Origin of the sequence: Clostridioides sp. ES-W-0016-02 (assembly GCF_020641035.1) — a bacterium.
In the GTDB taxonomy this organism is placed as follows: Bacteria; Bacillota; Clostridia; order Peptostreptococcales; family Peptostreptococcaceae; genus Clostridioides.
In genome coordinates this window covers 3,929,570-3,946,120 of the sequence record NZ_CP061361.1, presented here as the reverse complement: position 1 = coordinate 3,946,120, position 16,551 = coordinate 3,929,570, and the positions used below count along the sequence as shown (strand labels likewise).

Annotated in this window: 17 protein-coding genes; all 17 read left to right on the top strand. The window is 28.9% G+C overall.

All coding sequences use genetic code 11. The features are described from left to right. Positions 1–39: 39 nt before the first annotated feature. The 17 genes from IC758_RS18230 (at position 40) to IC758_RS18150 (ending at position 16,370) form a co-directional block, all read left to right on the top strand. Positions 40–1,416, top strand: coding sequence for a cobyrinate a,c-diamide synthase (locus tag IC758_RS18230; RefSeq protein ID WP_227436165.1), 1,377 nt, complete (start codon positions 40–42; stop codon positions 1,414–1,416). Further along, on the top strand, positions 1,417–2,379 hold the full coding sequence (gene cbiB, locus IC758_RS18225; protein ID WP_227825291.1) for an adenosylcobinamide-phosphate synthase CbiB: 963 nt from the start codon (positions 1,417–1,419) through the stop codon (positions 2,377–2,379). Between the two features lie 32 nt (positions 2,380–2,411). After that, positions 2,412–3,482 carry a pyridoxal phosphate-dependent aminotransferase gene (locus tag IC758_RS18220; protein ID WP_227436162.1) on the top strand — a complete coding sequence of 357 codons (1,071 nt, stop codon included), beginning with the start codon at positions 2,412–2,414 and terminating at the stop codon, positions 3,480–3,482. Between the two features lies 1 nt (position 3,483). Beyond that, positions 3,484–4,371 carry a cobalamin biosynthesis protein gene (locus IC758_RS18215; protein ID WP_227836407.1) on the top strand — a complete coding sequence of 296 codons (888 nt, stop codon included), beginning with the start codon at positions 3,484–3,486 and terminating at the stop codon, positions 4,369–4,371. Next, positions 4,359–4,991 (top strand): cobalt-precorrin-8 methylmutase, encoded by a 633-nt coding sequence (locus IC758_RS18210; RefSeq protein ID WP_227436158.1) that lies wholly within the window; start codon positions 4,359–4,361, stop codon positions 4,989–4,991. Before IC758_RS18215 ends, IC758_RS18210 begins: the two co-directional genes overlap by 13 nt. A gap of 8 nt (positions 4,992–4,999) precedes the next feature. Continuing rightward, positions 5,000–6,226 (top strand): cobalt-precorrin-5B (C(1))-methyltransferase CbiD, encoded by a 1,227-nt coding sequence (gene cbiD / locus IC758_RS18205; protein WP_227860658.1) that lies wholly within the window; start codon positions 5,000–5,002, stop codon positions 6,224–6,226. Beyond that, the gene (locus IC758_RS18200; RefSeq protein WP_227483580.1) at positions 6,223–6,831 is read left to right on the top strand and encodes a cobalt-precorrin-7 (C(5))-methyltransferase; all 609 of its coding nucleotides are present in this window, start codon (positions 6,223–6,225) and stop codon (positions 6,829–6,831) included. Before cbiD ends, IC758_RS18200 begins: the two co-directional genes overlap by 4 nt. Further along, positions 6,821–7,396, top strand: coding sequence for a decarboxylating cobalt-precorrin-6B (C(15))-methyltransferase (locus tag IC758_RS18195; protein WP_227483579.1), 576 nt, complete (start codon positions 6,821–6,823; stop codon positions 7,394–7,396). Before IC758_RS18200 ends, IC758_RS18195 begins: the two co-directional genes overlap by 11 nt. Beyond that, positions 7,389–8,141 carry a cobalt-precorrin-4 methyltransferase gene (locus IC758_RS18190; protein WP_227436149.1) on the top strand — a complete coding sequence of 251 codons (753 nt, stop codon included), beginning with the start codon at positions 7,389–7,391 and terminating at the stop codon, positions 8,139–8,141. The genes IC758_RS18195 and IC758_RS18190 overlap by 8 nt, the downstream gene beginning before the upstream one ends. Beyond that, positions 8,125–9,249, top strand: coding sequence for a cobalt-precorrin 5A hydrolase (cbiG, locus tag IC758_RS18185; protein WP_227483578.1), 1,125 nt, complete (start codon positions 8,125–8,127; stop codon positions 9,247–9,249). Before IC758_RS18190 ends, cbiG begins: the two co-directional genes overlap by 17 nt. Further along, positions 9,246–9,971, top strand: coding sequence for a precorrin-3B C(17)-methyltransferase (cobJ, locus tag IC758_RS18180; RefSeq protein ID WP_227835024.1), 726 nt, complete (start codon positions 9,246–9,248; stop codon positions 9,969–9,971). Before cbiG ends, cobJ begins: the two co-directional genes overlap by 4 nt. Beyond that, positions 9,968–10,720, top strand: a complete 753-nt coding sequence (cobK, locus tag IC758_RS18175) for a precorrin-6A reductase (RefSeq protein ID WP_227825295.1) — start codon at positions 9,968–9,970, stop codon at positions 10,718–10,720. The genes cobJ and cobK overlap by 4 nt, the downstream gene beginning before the upstream one ends. 18 nt (positions 10,721–10,738) lie before the next feature. Further along, positions 10,739–12,217 (top strand): cobalt-factor II C(20)-methyltransferase, encoded by a 1,479-nt coding sequence (locus IC758_RS18170; protein ID WP_227436141.1) that lies wholly within the window; start codon positions 10,739–10,741, stop codon positions 12,215–12,217. Positions 12,218–12,246: 29 nt separating this feature from the next. Next, complete coding sequence (gene hemC / locus IC758_RS18165; protein ID WP_227483575.1) at positions 12,247–13,152, top strand: hydroxymethylbilane synthase; 906 nt, start codon at positions 12,247–12,249, stop codon at positions 13,150–13,152. After that, the gene (gene cobA, locus IC758_RS18160) at positions 13,142–14,641 is read left to right on the top strand and encodes a uroporphyrinogen-III C-methyltransferase (RefSeq protein WP_227860657.1); all 1,500 of its coding nucleotides are present in this window, start codon (positions 13,142–13,144) and stop codon (positions 14,639–14,641) included. Before hemC ends, cobA begins: the two co-directional genes overlap by 11 nt. Positions 14,642–14,656: 15 nt before the next feature. Further along, positions 14,657–15,622, top strand: a complete 966-nt coding sequence (hemB, locus tag IC758_RS18155; RefSeq protein ID WP_227436135.1) for a porphobilinogen synthase — start codon at positions 14,657–14,659, stop codon at positions 15,620–15,622. Between the two features lie 169 nt (positions 15,623–15,791). Then, a complete protein-coding gene (locus IC758_RS18150; RefSeq protein WP_227436126.1) occupies positions 15,792–16,370 on the top strand; it encodes a bifunctional precorrin-2 dehydrogenase/sirohydrochlorin ferrochelatase in 579 nt (192 codons plus the stop codon). The last annotated feature ends 181 nt before the right edge of the window (positions 16,371–16,551 follow it).

Below are 16,551 nucleotides of genomic sequence, written 5' to 3'. Positions count from 1 at the left end.
GAATGACTTTATATTTATACTTTAGGTAGGAGGTGTATTATGAAAAAGATTCTGATTGCAGGTACTAGCAGTGGAGTTGGGAAGACTACAATATCATTAGGCATAATGCAGGCTTTAGTTAAGAGAAATATGAAAGTACAGCCGTATAAAGTAGGGCCAGACTATATAGACCCTTCATATCACACATTTATAACTGGAAGACATTCTAGGAATTTGGATTCTTATATGTTAGATGATGAAAAGATAAAGCATATAGTAAATAAATCTTCAAAGGATGCAGATATTTCAGTAGTAGAAGGAGTTATGGGATTATATGATGGTTTTGGGATAGATTTAGATAATTGCACAAGTTCACATACTTCTAAGGTATTAAAAGCCCCAGTTATACTAGTTATAAATGGAAAATCTATGGCTGCATCTAGTGCTGCTATGGTACTAGGATATAAGGAACTAGATAAAGCTGTGGATATAAAAGGTGTTATAGTAAATAATGTAAAAACTAAGAGCCATTATCAAATAATTAAGAGTTCTATAGAGAAATATTGTAATATCGAAGTGTTGGGATACTTTCCTCCAAATAATAAATTTTCATTAGAATCCAGACATCTAGGTCTAGTTCCTAGTGTTGAGATGAAATCTTTAAGAGAAAAGTTTTATACTTTAGCTGATGAGATTGAAAACTACATAAATATTGATAGAATAATCGAAATCTCAGAAAGTGATGAATTTGAGAGTAGTTTTGATTTTCAAAATCTAATAGAAAATAATAAGATAAAAGAGCATGTTAAGGATAAATCAATAGCCATAGCATATGATAAAGCCTTCAATTTTTATTATAGGGAAAACATAGAACTTTTAGAAGAGCTTGGATTAGAAGTAAACTATTTTAGTCCTCTTGAAGATACATCAGTGCCAAATTCAGACTATATTTATATTGGAGGCGGTTTTCCAGAGATATTTGGGAAAGAACTAGAAGCAAATGAATCAATGAGAGCCTCTATACTAGAAGCACATAATAATAATATTCCTATTTATGCAGAATGTGGTGGATTAATGTACTTAGGTGAGAAGTTACTTAATCAAGAGGAACAAGAATTTAATATGGTTGGCATATTTAATGGAACTAGTAAGATGACACCTTCTCTAAAGAGGTTTGGATATTGCCTTGGTATAGCTAAAGAAAATACAATTTTATCTAAAACAGGTGAAATTATTAAAGGGCATGAGTTTCATCATTCAATATTTGAAAGTGATGAGAAATGTGCATATTCAATGAAAAAAGAAAGAGAAGGAAATTTAATAGAAGAATGGGATGGAGGTTATAGCAAAGGAAATACACTGGCAACATACCTTCATACACATTTTTATAATAACTTAAATTGCATAGAAAATTTTTTGGAAAAGGGAAATGAGTAAATGAATATTTTATCTATTTATATAGGGTATATAACAGATTTAATTGTAGGAGACCCATATTCTTTCCCTCATCCAGTAAGGTTTATTGGAAAACTTATAAATCTTATCCAAGGGATAATAAGGAAGGCCTCTAAAAATGAAAAACAGTTAAAAATTGGTGGCTTTATATTATGGTTTGTAACTGTTGGAATAACTTACTTAGCAACTTATGTTATAGTGAAACTATGTAGTTTTAATGTATTATTAAGCACTGTAGTAAATGGGTTTATAATTTATACGACATTAGCAACAAAGTGTTTAAAAGATGAAGCTGTAAAAATTTATGATGTATTAAAGACTGGAGACATAGAGAAATCTAGAATTCAATTATCTTATATAGTGGGTAGAGATACAACTAATTTAAGTGAACCTGAAATAATAAGAGCAACTGTGGAAACTGTGGCAGAAAATACTGTAGATGGTATAATTGCACCTATGCTTTATGCATTTATTGGGGGAGCACCACTTGCTATGGCATATAAAGCCATAAACACTCTTGATTCAACTGTCGGATATAAGAATGAAAAATACAAAGATATTGGTTTTGCTTCTGCTAAAATTGATGATATAGCTAATTATATACCAGCAAGAATATCTGTTATTCTTATGACAGTAGGGAGCTTTTTTCTTGGTTATAACTATAAGAATTGTTTTAAAATTTCTATTAGAGATAGAAAAAATCATAAAAGTCCAAATTGTGCTTTTTCAGAAGGTGCAGTATCAGGAGCCTTAGGAATTCAACTAGGAGGAACCAATGTTTATTTTGGGAAAAAAGTAGATAAGCCAACGATAGGAGATAAAATTAGAGAGATAGATATAGAAGATATAATTAAAACAAATAAAATTATGTATGCTTCTTCATTGACCTCTATATTAGTATTTACGCTGGTATCTGTGGTATGTAGGATGATTTTAATTATATAAATTAATTGTGTATTGATTTAAGGGGGATGTAGATGAAGGATTTGGGGCATGGTGCTAATGTAGACGAAATGGCAAAATTGTATGGGAAAGACCCAAAAGAAATAATAGACTTTAGTTCAAATATAAATCCAAAAGTTTTACCAAATTTAGAAAAATATATTTTAAGAGGGTTAGATGAATGTAGGAATTATCCAGATATAAATTATACAAACTTGAGAAAAAATATATCAAAATATATAAATATAAATTCAAACTTTATAATACCTGGAAATGGAGCAACAGAGATAATTTATTTGCTTATGAAGAGTATTAAAAAAAGATTGGCTATAATAAACCCCACTTTTTCAGAGTATAGAAGAAGTGCCAAACTAAATAATATAGATATTATAGATTTAGAATTAGATTCAAATAATAATTTTAAACTTGATATAGATATAGTAAAAAATAACATTGAAAAATTTGATTGTTTATTTATATGTAATCCAAATAATCCTAGTGGGAATGTTCAAGATTTAAAGGAACTTGTTTGTTTATTAAATGAAAACAATAAGATGCTAATAATTGATGAAACTTTTATGGAATTTATCGAAAATGAAAATGAATATAGTTTAGTTAAATATATAGAGTCAAATAAAAATATATTTATAATTAAAGCTGTGACTAAATTTTTTGGAATGCCTGGTTTAAGATTAGGGTATGGCCTTACAAGTAATAGCAACATTATGGATAAAATTTATGAGTATAAAGAACCATGGACTATAAATTCTTTTGCTGATATGCTATCCAATTTTGTTTTTGAAGATAAAGATTATATTAGAAATAGTAAAGAGTACTACATAAAAGAAAGAAAATACATGTTACAAGAGTTAAAAAACATAAGAAATATAAAAGTTTATGATACAGATGCTAATTTTATCCTAATAAAAGTTTATAAAAAGACAGCTGATGAGTTAAAAAAAGATTTGTTTAAGCACGGAAATATATTGGTTAGAGATGCGTCTAACTTTATAGGATTGGACGACAGTTTTATAAGGATAGCTATAAAATCTCATGAAGATAATAAAATTCTTATAGAAAATATAAAAAATTTATTAGGTGATTAAAATGAAATCTTATGGAATATGTCCAGCATCATGTGGAGAGTTTGTTCAAGGGATAATAGATGATGAAGAATATCTATGTTCATATGCTATAAATATGTACTCTAAGGTATGTATTGAAGAGAAATTAAAAGATATAAATTTAGGTAGACATAAATCAAGAATAGCTATAGAAAAGGTATTTGAAAAATTTAATTTGCCTAAAAAAGATACCAAAAACATTTCTTTAAATATAAACAGCAAAATACCTGTTGGAAAAGGGATGGCAAGTTCGACAGCTGATATAGGGGCTACTATAAAAGCAACATTATCGTTAATAGATAAAGATTTAAATAGTGAAGAAATATCGAAATTGGCAGCAGAAATAGAACCAACAGACTCTATATTTATAAATAAAAATAGTATATTTAATCCCTTAAATGGTACTGTTATAAAATACTTGGGAAATATAACTAATGCAAAAGTTATAATTCTTGAACCTAATAAAGTATTAGATACGATGAAAATTAGAATGAGGAAAGATTATAGTAAGCTAAAAATCGAAAATAAGGAAATTATAAAAAAGTCATTTGCTCTTTTAGAAGAAGGTCTGAAGAAAGATGATTTATCCTTAGTTGGAGAGGCTTGTACATTAAGTAGTTTAGCAAACGAAAATATAGAAAAAAAAGAATACTTAAATGAAATAATAAAAATATCTAAGCTATATGGAGCCTATGGAGTAAATATTGCCCATAGTGGTACAGTAATAGGGATTTTAATTGATAAGCTTATGAATGATAAGAAATTAATAGATGTATTATGTGAGTCTAATATAAATTCTGTTTATAATAAAATCTATACCTTGGATATAATAGATGGTGGAATTAAGGGGGAAGTAGAATGGAATACATAAAGAATCCTATGAAAATAGAAGAGAGAAGTTTTGAATTAATACAAGGAATAATAGATGAAATCAGACCAGATTATAAATTTAAAAATGAGATTGAAGAAAAAATAATAAAAAGAGCTATACATACTACTGCTGATTTTGATTACTTGGATATATTAAAAATATCAGAAAAGGCAGTTGATAGTATAATAGATGCGCTAAAAAATAATGCAAGTATTTATACAGATACAAATATGGCTCTGAGTGGAATAAATAAGAAGAAGTTGGAAGCATTGGGATGCAAATATAAATGTTTAGTAGCGAATGATGAAACTGCAAAAGTAGCTAAAGAAAAAGGTATTACCCGCTCTATGGCAGCTGTAGAAATTGCATCAAAAGAAGAAGGAAGAAAGATATTTGTACTTGGGAATGCACCAACAGCTTTATATAAAGTTATGGAAATGAAATCAGAAGGGAAATTGGATGTAGATGCAGTTATAGGAGTTCCTGTAGGTTTTGTAGGAGCACAGGAGTCAAAAGATGAAGTTGAAAAGACAGATATACCATATATAATTTCTAAAGGTAGAAAAGGTGGTAGTAATTTAGCAGCAGCAATAGTGAATGCTATCTTATATGCCATGTAGGTATCTATATGGAAGAATATGTATATATAGATGGGAAAAAGTATAGAAGAGGATATACTACAGGTTCTTGTGCTACAGGTGCATCTAAGGCTGCTGTGTATATGATGATTACAAAAAATAAAATTGATACAATAAACATAGATACTCCTAAGGGAATACCACTATCATTAAATATTGATAATGTAAACATTTCTGATGACTTTGTGGAATGTTCTGTAAAAAAAGATGGTGGAGATGATATAGATGCAACACATACTATGGATATCTATGCAAGAGCTGAAATTATATCTAAAACTGATGATAGCAATAGTTATCTTACCTTAGAAAATATTGATAACATAAATATTAGTGAAGAATGTCAAAGTGAACTCTATAAATTTATTAGGGTCTATGGTGGAACTGGTATTGGAGTAGTAACTAAAAAAGGATTAAGTGTAGGTGTTGGTAAACCTGCCATAAATCCAACTCCATTAAGAATGATAAATCAAGAAATAATAAAGCTTATAGAAAGTGATTTTGAATCTATGCTTGGGCATGATAAAGTTTTAAAAATAACAATCTTTGCTCCACAAGGAGAAAAAATAGCAAAAAAAACATTTAATCCAAGGTTAGGGATAGTAGGAGGAATATCTATAATAGGAACAACTGGGATAGTTGAGCCAATGAGCGATGAGGGCTGGAAAAAATCTTTATCTATAGAACTCCAAATGAAAAAAGAACAAGGTTTAGACAAGATAATATTAGTTCCAGGAAATCATGGAGAACAATTTATAAGAGAGAAACTGAACTTAGATATTAAGTATGTAGTAAGAACCAGTAATTTTATTGGTTATATGATTAAAGAGGCTCAAAGAATAGGATATAAAAAAATATTGATGGCTGGGCATATAGGTAAATTTATAAAAGTATCAGCTGGGATTTTTAATACTCATAGTAAAGTAGCAGATGCTAGAAGTGAGATATTAGTGGCAAATCTAGCTTTAATGGGAGCTACACATGAATTTTTACATAAAATAAATCAGTGTTTAACTGCTGAAGAAGCTGTAGAGTTAATAAATAATAGCGAATATAAACAGGTTTATAATATATTGAGTAATAAATGTAGAGATAGAGTAAAGCAATATTTAAATGAAGATGTAGATGATATTGATGTAGAAGTAGTAATTTTTTCAATGGATAAGTCTTTGCTAGGAAAATCAGATAATACAGATGATTTATTGGAGGTTTTTATATGATAAATATAATAGGTTTAGGGCCTGGTAACTTAGACTATATAACAAAAAAAGGTGAAAATTTAATTTCTACTTCAGATGTATTAATTGGTGGCAGAAGGAATTTAGAATCTGTAAAAAACTTTGAAGGAGAAAAAATAATATTAGATTCTAATTTAAGAGAAATTGTAGAGTATATAAATAACAATAGTGAAAAGCAAATATCAATAATAGCTTCAGGTGACCCACTGATATATGGTATAGGTAAGTATTTATCTAAAAATATTGATAATAAGATGTTAAATATGGTTTCTGGAATTAGTTCTTTACAATATATATTTTCAAGGATATATGTTGATATGAATGATTTATATATTACCAGTAGCCATGGTAAAATACCAGATTTCGATTATATACTATCACATAAAAAAGTATGTATGGTTACAGATTCTAAGATAGGACCAAAGCAAATAAGTAAAGAAATAATAGATAGGAATTTAAATAAAATTATTGTTGTAGGTGAGAATTTATCATATGACAATGAAAAAATAACAATAGCAAAGCCAGATGAAATAATAAGAATGGACAATTTCGGAATGAATGTTGTGGTGATTTTAGATGAGGAATAGTGAATTTATAACAGGTAAGGTTCCAATTACTAAAGAAGAAGTTAGAGCAATATCAATAAGCAAACTAGATTTAGTAAATGCTGAGAGTTTTATAGATATAGGTGCTGGTACAGGAAGTGTAAGCATTGAAGCTGCATATAACTATCCCAACCTAGAGGTTATATCTATAGAGAAAAATGATGCTGCTGTAGAACTTATAGAAAAAAATATTAAAAAGTTTAATTTGAAAAATGTAGAAGTAATAAAAGGTTATGCACCGATAAACATAAGCTTAAATACTAAAGTTGATTCTATTTTTCTTGGGGGTACTGGAAATAACTTAGAAGAAATAATAGCATGGTCTAAAAAAACTTTAATTACAGGAGGAAGACTTGTAGCTAATTTTATAATCATAGAAACATTTAACCAAACTCTAAAGTTACTTAGAAAATATGGGTTTAAAGAAATAGATGTATGTGTTTTAAATGTTTCTAAACTAGAGAAACTGGGAAAAGGTGAATATTTTAAACCACTAAATCCTATATATATAATATCTTGTGAAAAAGGGGAAGATGATGATGAATAAAGTACATTTTGTAGGAGCAGGACCTGGAGACAAAGAGCTAATAACTTTGAAAGGATATAAACTATTAAGTAATGCAGACGTAGTAATATATGCTGGGTCACTTGTCAATCCTGAACTTTTAGAATATTGTAAAGAAGATTGTCAAATACATAATAGTGCACATATGGATTTACAAGAAATAATAGATGTTATGAGAGACGGTATAGAAAATAACAAGTCTGTTGTGAGATTACAAACAGGAGATTTTTCTATATATGGTTCAATTAGAGAACAAGTGGAAGATTTAAATAAATTGAATATAGACTATGATTGTACACCAGGAGTGAGTTCTTTTTTAGGGGCAGCTTCATCTCTAGGAGTGGAATATACAGTTCCTGAAATTTCTCAAAGTGTTATTATAACGAGAATGGAAGGAAGGACTCCAGTTCCTGAAAAGGAATCAATACAATCTTATGCTAAGCATCAGACATCTATGGTAATATTTTTATCAGTTCAAGAGATTGAGAAGGTTGTATCTAAATTATTAGAAGGCGGTTATCCAAAGGACACTCCTATAGCGGTTATATATAAAGCTACATGGGCAGATGAAAAAATAGTTAAAGGAACTTTAAATGATATAGCTGTAAAAGTTAAAGAAAATAACATAAATAAAACTGCTTTAATAATGGTAGGTAGATTTTTAGGAGAAGAATATAATAACTCAAAGTTATATGATAAGGATTTTAAACATGAGTATAGAGGGTAATATCGCTATAATTTGTATTACTGAAAACGGAAAAAACTTAGCTAGAAAGATAGAATCTTTAGTGGACAATTGTGTTGTATATCAAATAAAAAATAAAAAAGGTACTTTAGATATTAGTCAGGAAGATTCTGTACAAATAATACAAAAAAAACTAAGTGATTTTGTAGGAGAGGTATTTAATAAATTTGAGTACATAATATTTATAATGGCGACAGGGATAGTTGTACGAAGTATAGCACCATATATAACAAGCAAGTTTAGTGACCCTGCAATTCTAGTGATAGATGAGAAAGGACAAAATGTAATAAGTTTATTGAGTGGACATATTGGAGGAGCAAATAGTTTAACGCATTATATAAGTAGTCTTATCAATGCGAATCCAGTAATAACAACAGCTACTGATGTAAACCAAAAAGCTTCTTTAGATATGATAGCAAAAAAATTAAATGCTTATATTGATAACTTTAGAGAAAATGTAAAAGAAGTAAATTCTATGTTAGTAAATGGTAAATGTGTTGGTTTGTATGTTGAGGAAGGTTATCAAGTTGACACTAGAGGATTTAAGCTTATAAAAAGTAGTAAAGGATTAAAAGATAGTTTTTTAAATAAAGATATAGAAAAGATAGTTATAGTAAGCAACAAGATAAATTTTACTAAAGATATAGAAAGTTTAGATGTGGATAATAACTTTACACATAATTATTACAGAGAAAAAATAATAAAAGTGATTCCAAAAGATATAGTTATAGGGATTGGGTGTAGAAGATACACAGATAGTAAGTTGATGTTTGATTCTTTACTAGAATTTTTTGAGGTACAAAATATAGATATTAAAGCTGTAAAAATCATTGGAAGTATAGACCTAAAAAAAGATGAAAAGGCAATCATTGATTTAGCAAAAAAGCTAAAAGCGCCATTTAAGACATTTTCAATAGATGAAATATCCAAAGTTGATGATATGTTTGATAAATCCGATTTTGTGAAAAAAAATGTAGGTGTATATTCAGTAGCAGAACCTGTAGCATATCTTTTAAGTAAAGGAAACTTAATAGTTGAAAAACACAAATATAAAGGAATAACTTTTTCGGTAGGGAGAATAAAAATATGATATATGTTGTAGGAATTGGACCAGGAAATAAAGATACTATGACTTTAGAGGCGATAAAAGCGATAGAGGACTCTGAGGCTATTGTTGGGTATAAGACTTATATAAATTTAATAGAAGAATTTATAAGTGATAAAGAAATAATTCAAAATGGTATGAGACAAGAAGTTGACAGATGTAAACAAGCAGTAGAAGAAGCGAAAAAAGGGAAAAAAGTAGCAGTTATAAGTAGTGGAGATGCTGGTATATACGGAATGGCAGGACTTATTTTAGAATTAATATCTAAGGAAAGTGAAGACATAAGAGTTAAAGTAATTCCAGGTGTTACTGCTAGTATTGGTGCAGCAGCTATACTTGGAGCACCTATTATGCATGATTTCTGTCATATAAGTTTAAGTGATTTAATGACTCCATGGGAAGTAATTGAAAAAAGATTAAAGTTAGCTGCAGAAGCTGATTTTGTAATATGCCTGTATAATCCAAGAAGTAAGGGAAGAAGTGAACATCTAAGTAAAGCATTTAAAATAATGGGAGAGTTTAAATATGGAAATACACCTGTTGGAGTGGTCAAAGATGTAGGTAGAGAAAAAGAAACTAAGTTTATATGTACTTTTGAGAATATGGATTTTGAAAAAGTTGATATGACTACTATGGTTATAATCGGAAATAAATCTACTTATATTGATGGTGAACTGATGATAACTCCAAGAGGTTATACAGTATGATTTTGATTCTAGGAGGAACTTCAGATAGTTTAGCTATATGTGATATGATAAATGAATTGGAAAATCAGTCCTATGTACTTTCAGTAACTACAGAATATGGAAAAGAACTTGCACAAAAACATACAAATAATATAGTTTTAGGTAAGCTTGGAAAAGAAGAAATGCTAAGGTTTATAAAGGATAATCATATAGCTAGAATAATAGATGCTACTCATCCTTATGCAGTTGAAGTATCTAAAAATGCTATTATTTGTGCAAAGTTATCAAACATAGAGTATATAAGATTTGAAAGAAAATCGTTAATAGAAGAAATAAATTATGACAATAAGTTTATAGTAGATACAATTGAAGAAGCTTGTAAAATTGCAAATAAAATAGGAAAAAATATATTTATAGGAACAGGAAGTAAAAACTTAAACAGATTTGTAGAAGGAATAAGTAATAAAAATTTAGTGGTTAGAGTTCTTCCGACAAGTGAAGTTATCTTAAGTTGTGAAAAATTAGGTTTAAATGCAGACAATATAGTAGCAATGAAAGGTCCGTTTAGCCAGTGTATAAACGAGGAAACATATAAACATTATGATGTAGATTTAGTTATAACAAAAGAAAGTGGGGTAGCAGGAGGTTTTTTAGAAAAAGTAAATGCATGTAAAAATCTCAATATACCAGTAGTAATTATTAAACGAGAATCGATTAACTACGAAAATGTAATTAATGACATAAATAAAATTAAAGACATAATTGTGTGATTTTTAGGAGGAGAAGATATGAAGAAAGCCTTATTAGTAGTAAGTTTTGGGACAAGCTACCATGAAACAAGAGAAAAGACAATAGATGTGTGTGAAAATAAAATAAAGAATTCGTTAAAAAACTATGATTTTTTTAGAGCGTATACATCAAATATGATAATAAATAAAATAAAAAAAAGAGATGGCATAGAAATAGACAACCCTATACAAGCTTTAGATAAAATATATGAGCAAGGGTATGACGAAGTAATAATTCAAACGCTTCATATTATATGTGGAGAAGAATTTAATAAGCTAAAAGAACAAGTAGAAAGCTATTCTTCTAAATTTAAAAAACTTATATTAGGTAGACCTTTACTTACTCACATAGAGGATTATCAAGAATCAGTAGAGGCAATTAAACATCAAATTCCTCATATGGAAAGTGATGAAGCAGTAGTATTTATGGGTCATGGAACAGTTCATGAGTCTCATTCAGCATATCCAGCCTTAGAATATATGCTTAGAGATAATGGAGTAAATGCTTATGTTGGTACGGTTGAAGGTTATCCAGAAATAGAACATGTAATGAGAAGATTAAAAGAAGGAAATATAAAAACTATAAATTTAATGCCATTTATGTTAGTTGCAGGTGACCATGCCATAAATGATATGGCAGGAGATGAAGAGGATTCTTGGAAGACAATACTTGAAGATAATGGATTTAATGTGAAAATTCATTTAAAAGGGCTAGGAGAAAATCCTTATATACAAGATAAATTTGTTCGTCATACTCTTAAATGTGCAGAAACTGCTAAGTTTTATGGTATAGGAACAGGACCAGGAGATAGTTCTTTACTTACAATAAAAGCAGTTAATACTCTAAAAAAACTAGATGTTTTATACACTCCAGAGTCAAAAAGGGGTGGAGAAAGCTTGGCATTATCAATAGTTAATGAATATTTACCAGAATCACTAGAGATAAAATCTAGACATTTCCCAATGAGTTTTGATGGAAACGAAAAAGAACTAGCTTGGGACAATGTAGCAGAGGAAATTATATCAGATGTTAATAATGGTAAAAATGTAGGATTTGTAACATTGGGTGACCCTATGCTTTATAGTACATATGTGTATATAATGAACAGAATAGTAGATGAGATAGAAGTAGAAACTATACCAGGAATTTCTTCGTTTTCTAATATAGCATCTAATCAAAATTTTCCATTAGTTATGGATAGAGAAGCATTAGTAGTAGTTCCTTGTACTATGGAAGATGATAAGATAGAGAATGCTCTACAAAATTATAATTCTATAGTGTTAATGAAAGTGTATAAGAATTTTAAAGAAATAATAAAAAAATTAGAAAAATATAATCTGATAGAACATGCTATTTTAGTTAGTAATTCGTCTCAAGATAGTGAAACTGTATTTAAGGATTTAAGAGAAGCACATCTTGAAGATAAGATATCTTATTTTTCTACGATACTAGTAAATAAAGAGAACAAAATAAAATAGACGAATGTAATATTTAAAGGAGATTTAATATGAATATCGTGGTTGGAACTAGGGGTAGTAATCTAGCACTTATACAAACTGAATGGGTAATAAATGAGCTAAAAAAGAAATATCCTTATATTAATTTTGAAATCAAAATTATAAAAACAAAAGGAGATATAATTCAAAATGTTTCATTAGATAAAATAGGTGATAAAGGATTATTTGTAAAAGAAATAGAGCAACAATTATTGGATGGACAGATAGATATAGCAGTACATAGTATGAAAGATATGCCTTCTTATTTGGCAGATGGACTAAAATTTGCTCATACACCTAAAAGAGAAGACCCAAGAGATGTGTTAATACTTAGAGATGAATATAAAAGCCTAGATGATTTACCTCATGGAGCAGTAATAGGAACAGGGAGTAAAAGGAGAAAATTTCAATTATTAAAGCAAAGACCTGATTTAAACATAGTTCAAGTTAGGGGAAATGTAGAGACTAGAATACGAAAAATCAAAGATGAAAATCTACATGGAATTGTATTAGCTGCATCAGGAATAATAAGGGCTAATTTACAAGATAAAATAAGTTCTTATTTACCTGTTGATGTTGTCATTCCAGCACCTGCTCAAGGGGCTTTAGCTATAGAGATAAGAAGTAATGATAGTGATGTTGAGGAGATAGTGAACTCACTAAAAGATAATGATACAGAAATCCAAATATTAGCTGAAAGAGGATTTTTAGATGGTGTGAATGGAAGTTGTCATATTCCAATGGCAGCTTATTGTGAAATAAATCAAGATAAAATACATCTTACTGGTTTATATGGAGATTCAGAAGGAAATAAAATAGTAATTAAGTCCATAGAAGGAGATATCTCTTCTCCTAGAGAGTTAGGTTTAAAGTTAGCTAAACTTGTATTGAAGGAGTATGAAAGTTATGAAGGGTAAGGTTTACTTAGTAGGTGCAGGACCAGGAGATTATAAACTCATGACTCTGAAAGGCTTAGAGTGTATAAGAAAATCGGATGTAATAGTATATGATAGATTAGCAAATAGTAGTTACTTAAGAGAAGCTAAAACAGATTGTGAATTTATATATGTAGGAAAGGCATCAAGCAATCATATTTTGCCACAAGAAGATATAAATAGAGTTATAGCAGAAAAAGCTAAAGAAGGAAAACTTGTGACTCGTTTAAAAGGTGGAGACCCTTATGTATTTGGTAGAGGTGGAGAGGAAGCAGAGACTCTAGTGGATGAAGGTATAGAGTTTGAAGTAGTTCCAGGGATAACTTCTGCAATAGGAGGTTTATGCTATGCGGGTATTCCTATAACACACAGAGACCACGCTTCATCATTTCATGTAATAACAGGTCATCTGAAAGGTGATGATAGTGGGGAATTAAATTGGAATGCTCTTGCAAACAATAAAGGCACTCTTGTGTTTTTGATGGGGATTTCTAACTTGAAGAAAATAAGTGAAAACTTGATGAAAGAGGGAAAGAGCAAAGATACACCAGTTGCTCTTATAAGTTGGGCAACTAGATATAATCAAAGGGTTGTTACATCTACACTTGAAAATGTCTATGAAGTTGCTATCAAAGAAGAAGTAAAACCACCAACTCTTATAGTAGTTGGAAGTGTTGTAGGACTTAGAGAAAAACTGAATTTCTTTGAGGGGAAACCTTTGTTTGGAAAAAGTATAGCTGTGACTAGGTCTAGAAATCAAAATAGTGTATTAGTAGAAAAGATAATGGATTTAGGTGGGAATCCAATAGAGATACCTACTATTAAGATAGAAAAAATACAGAATAATACTAAATTGGAAAATGAAATAAAAAATATAAATGAATATAACTATCTAATACTAACCAGTAAAAATGCAGTAGAAATATTTTTTGAGAAGATTTATGAAGTGAATTTTGATTCAAGAATATTATCTAACCTAAAGATATGTGCAATAGGCTCAGCGACATCAAGTGAATTGAAGAAAAGAGGAATTACAGCAGATATAGTACCAAAAAAATTTGTAGCAGAATCATTATATGAAGAGCTATCATCAATTTTAACTGAAAATGATAAGATACTTATACCTAGAGCAGAAAACGCTAGAGACTATTTAGTTGATAAGCTTAAGGAAATTTGTGAAGTAACAGAAATACATACATATAGAACCGTGATAGATGAAGATAAAAGAAATGAAATATTAGATATTTTAAATTCGAATGAGATAGATTATATAACATTTACAAGTTCATCAACAGTAAATAATCTTATTGAGATTATAGGAAAAGAAAATATTAAAATCTTAGATAAAATAAAAGTATTGTCTATAGGGCCTATAACTACAGAGGCAATAAATAATTTAGGAATAAACTTATATAAAGAGGCTACAACATCTACAATAAATGGATTAGTAGATTTAATTATAGAAAATTAATTTTGGAGGATTGAGATGTTAAGAAGACCAAGAAGACTAAGAGCAAGTAAAGCAATAAGAAATTTGGTAAGAGAAACTAAAGTAAATGTAGAAGATTTAATATATCCTTTATTTGTAGTAGAAGGGGAGAATGTAAAAGAAGAAATTAAATCTTTACCAGATGTTTATCACTTATCAATAGACATGTTAGAAGAAGAAATAAAAGAAATAAGAGATTTAGGAATTGAACATATAATGTTATTTGGTGTACCAGATGAAAAAGACGAATGTGCATCACAAGCATTTAATGAGAATGGAATAGTACAAAAAGCGATTAGAAAGATAAAGGAAATAGATTCAAATATAAATGTAATAACAGATGTCTGTATGTGTCAGTACACAAGTCATGGACATTGTGGAATTTTAACAGATACTGGTTATGTTGATAATGATAAATCATTAGAATATTTAGCTAAGATATCTGTAAGTCATGCTAAAGCAGGAGCAGATATGGTTGCTCCATCTGACATGATGGATGGAAGAATACAAGCAATAAGAGAAGCTTTAGATGAAAATGGTTTGGAAAATATCGGTATAATGGCTTACAGTGTCAAATACGCTTCAAATTTTTATGGACCTTTTAGAGAAGCAGCTCATTCAGCACCATCATTTGGAGATAGAAAGACATACCAGATGGACCCTGCAAATAGCAATGAAGCTATGATAGAAACAGAACTTGATGTATTAGAAGGTGCAGATATACTTATGGTTAAACCTGCATTATCATATTTAGATGTTATAAGAAGAGTTAAAGATAATTTTGATTTGCCTTTAGCTGCTTATAATGTAAGTGGAGAATATTCTATGCTTAAGTTAGCTGTTAAAGAAGGATTATTAAATGAAGATGTAATTCTTGAAGCAATCACATCTATAAAGAGAGCAGGAGCAGATATAATAATAACTTACTTTGCTAAAGATATTGCTAAATTATTAAGAAAATAAGCTATTAAAATATAAAGTATTATGAAAAGTATAGAAATTGTAATTTGTTATTTTAAAATATTTTCATCTACAAGTTTAGTAATCTATAATCTTAGTAAATGAAAATATAAGTGACTTTACAATTTCTATATTTGTTTATGTATTTAATAAAAATTTTGGAGGGTAAAAAATGCTATATCCTATTAACTTAAAATTAGATGACTTAGATGTAGTCATAATAGGAGGAGGAGAGGTTGCATATAGGAAATGTAAAAACTTTTTAGATTTTAATAAGAGTGTTACTGTAGTTTCTAAACATATTTTAAATAAGTTTCATGATTTAGAAGGTAACATAAATATAATAAAAGACGATTATAAAGAAGAATATATAGAAAGTAGCTCTGTGATAATTGCTGCTACAGATAATAGGGAGCTGAATTTAGAAATAGGATTATATTGTAGAAAAAATAAAAAACTAGTAAATGTTGTTGATAATGTAGAAATATCAAATTTTACTGTTCCATCATATGTAAAAAGAGGTGATTTGCTTATAAGTGTATCCACAGGGGGTAAAAGTCCATCTTTGTCTTCAAAAATAAAAAAGGAGCTAGAAGAAAAATATACTGAGGATTATGAGGAATATTTGAACGTGTTAGGCGAGATTAGAAAAGAAGTTATAAAAAAATATCAAGATAAAAATAAAAGAAAAAGTATACTTAATATGTTGATAGTACTTGATTTAGATGAATTAAAAAAGTTTAATGTATAAAGTTTTTTAAAAAAAATATAAAAAAGCTGTTGACGAATTATTTTTAAGGTGATATAGTATTACTTGTCCTTAAGAAAAGGGCAAACATGAAAAATGAACTTTGAAAATTAAACAGTAGGTTAATTTATAAAACAAGAAACAAACCATAAAGCCAGATATTTAGATAACAATAGTATCTGAG

Coding starts and splice junctions, on each gene's coding strand:
- IC758_RS18230 (WP_227436165.1), top strand. CDS start 40: ATGAAAAAGATTCTGATTGCAGGTACTAGCAGTGGAGTTGGGAAGACT.
- cbiB (WP_227825291.1), top strand. CDS start 1,417: ATGAATATTTTATCTATTTATATAGGGTATATAACAGATTTAATTGTA.
- IC758_RS18220 (WP_227436162.1), top strand. CDS start 2,412: ATGAAGGATTTGGGGCATGGTGCTAATGTAGACGAAATGGCAAAATTG.
- IC758_RS18215 (WP_227836407.1), top strand. CDS start 3,484: ATGAAATCTTATGGAATATGTCCAGCATCATGTGGAGAGTTTGTTCAA.
- IC758_RS18210 (WP_227436158.1), top strand. CDS start 4,359: ATGGAATACATAAAGAATCCTATGAAAATAGAAGAGAGAAGTTTTGAA.
- cbiD (WP_227860658.1), top strand. CDS start 5,000: ATGGAAGAATATGTATATATAGATGGGAAAAAGTATAGAAGAGGATAT.
- IC758_RS18200 (WP_227483580.1), top strand. CDS start 6,223: ATGATAAATATAATAGGTTTAGGGCCTGGTAACTTAGACTATATAACA.
- IC758_RS18195 (WP_227483579.1), top strand. CDS start 6,821: ATGAGGAATAGTGAATTTATAACAGGTAAGGTTCCAATTACTAAAGAA.
- IC758_RS18190 (WP_227436149.1), top strand. CDS start 7,389: ATGAATAAAGTACATTTTGTAGGAGCAGGACCTGGAGACAAAGAGCTA.
- cbiG (WP_227483578.1), top strand. CDS start 8,125: ATGAGTATAGAGGGTAATATCGCTATAATTTGTATTACTGAAAACGGA.
- cobJ (WP_227835024.1), top strand. CDS start 9,246: ATGATATATGTTGTAGGAATTGGACCAGGAAATAAAGATACTATGACT.
- cobK (WP_227825295.1), top strand. CDS start 9,968: ATGATTTTGATTCTAGGAGGAACTTCAGATAGTTTAGCTATATGTGAT.
- IC758_RS18170 (WP_227436141.1), top strand. CDS start 10,739: ATGAAGAAAGCCTTATTAGTAGTAAGTTTTGGGACAAGCTACCATGAA.
- hemC (WP_227483575.1), top strand. CDS start 12,247: ATGAATATCGTGGTTGGAACTAGGGGTAGTAATCTAGCACTTATACAA.
- cobA (WP_227860657.1), top strand. CDS start 13,142: ATGAAGGGTAAGGTTTACTTAGTAGGTGCAGGACCAGGAGATTATAAA.
- hemB (WP_227436135.1), top strand. CDS start 14,657: ATGTTAAGAAGACCAAGAAGACTAAGAGCAAGTAAAGCAATAAGAAAT.
- IC758_RS18150 (WP_227436126.1), top strand. CDS start 15,792: ATGCTATATCCTATTAACTTAAAATTAGATGACTTAGATGTAGTCATA.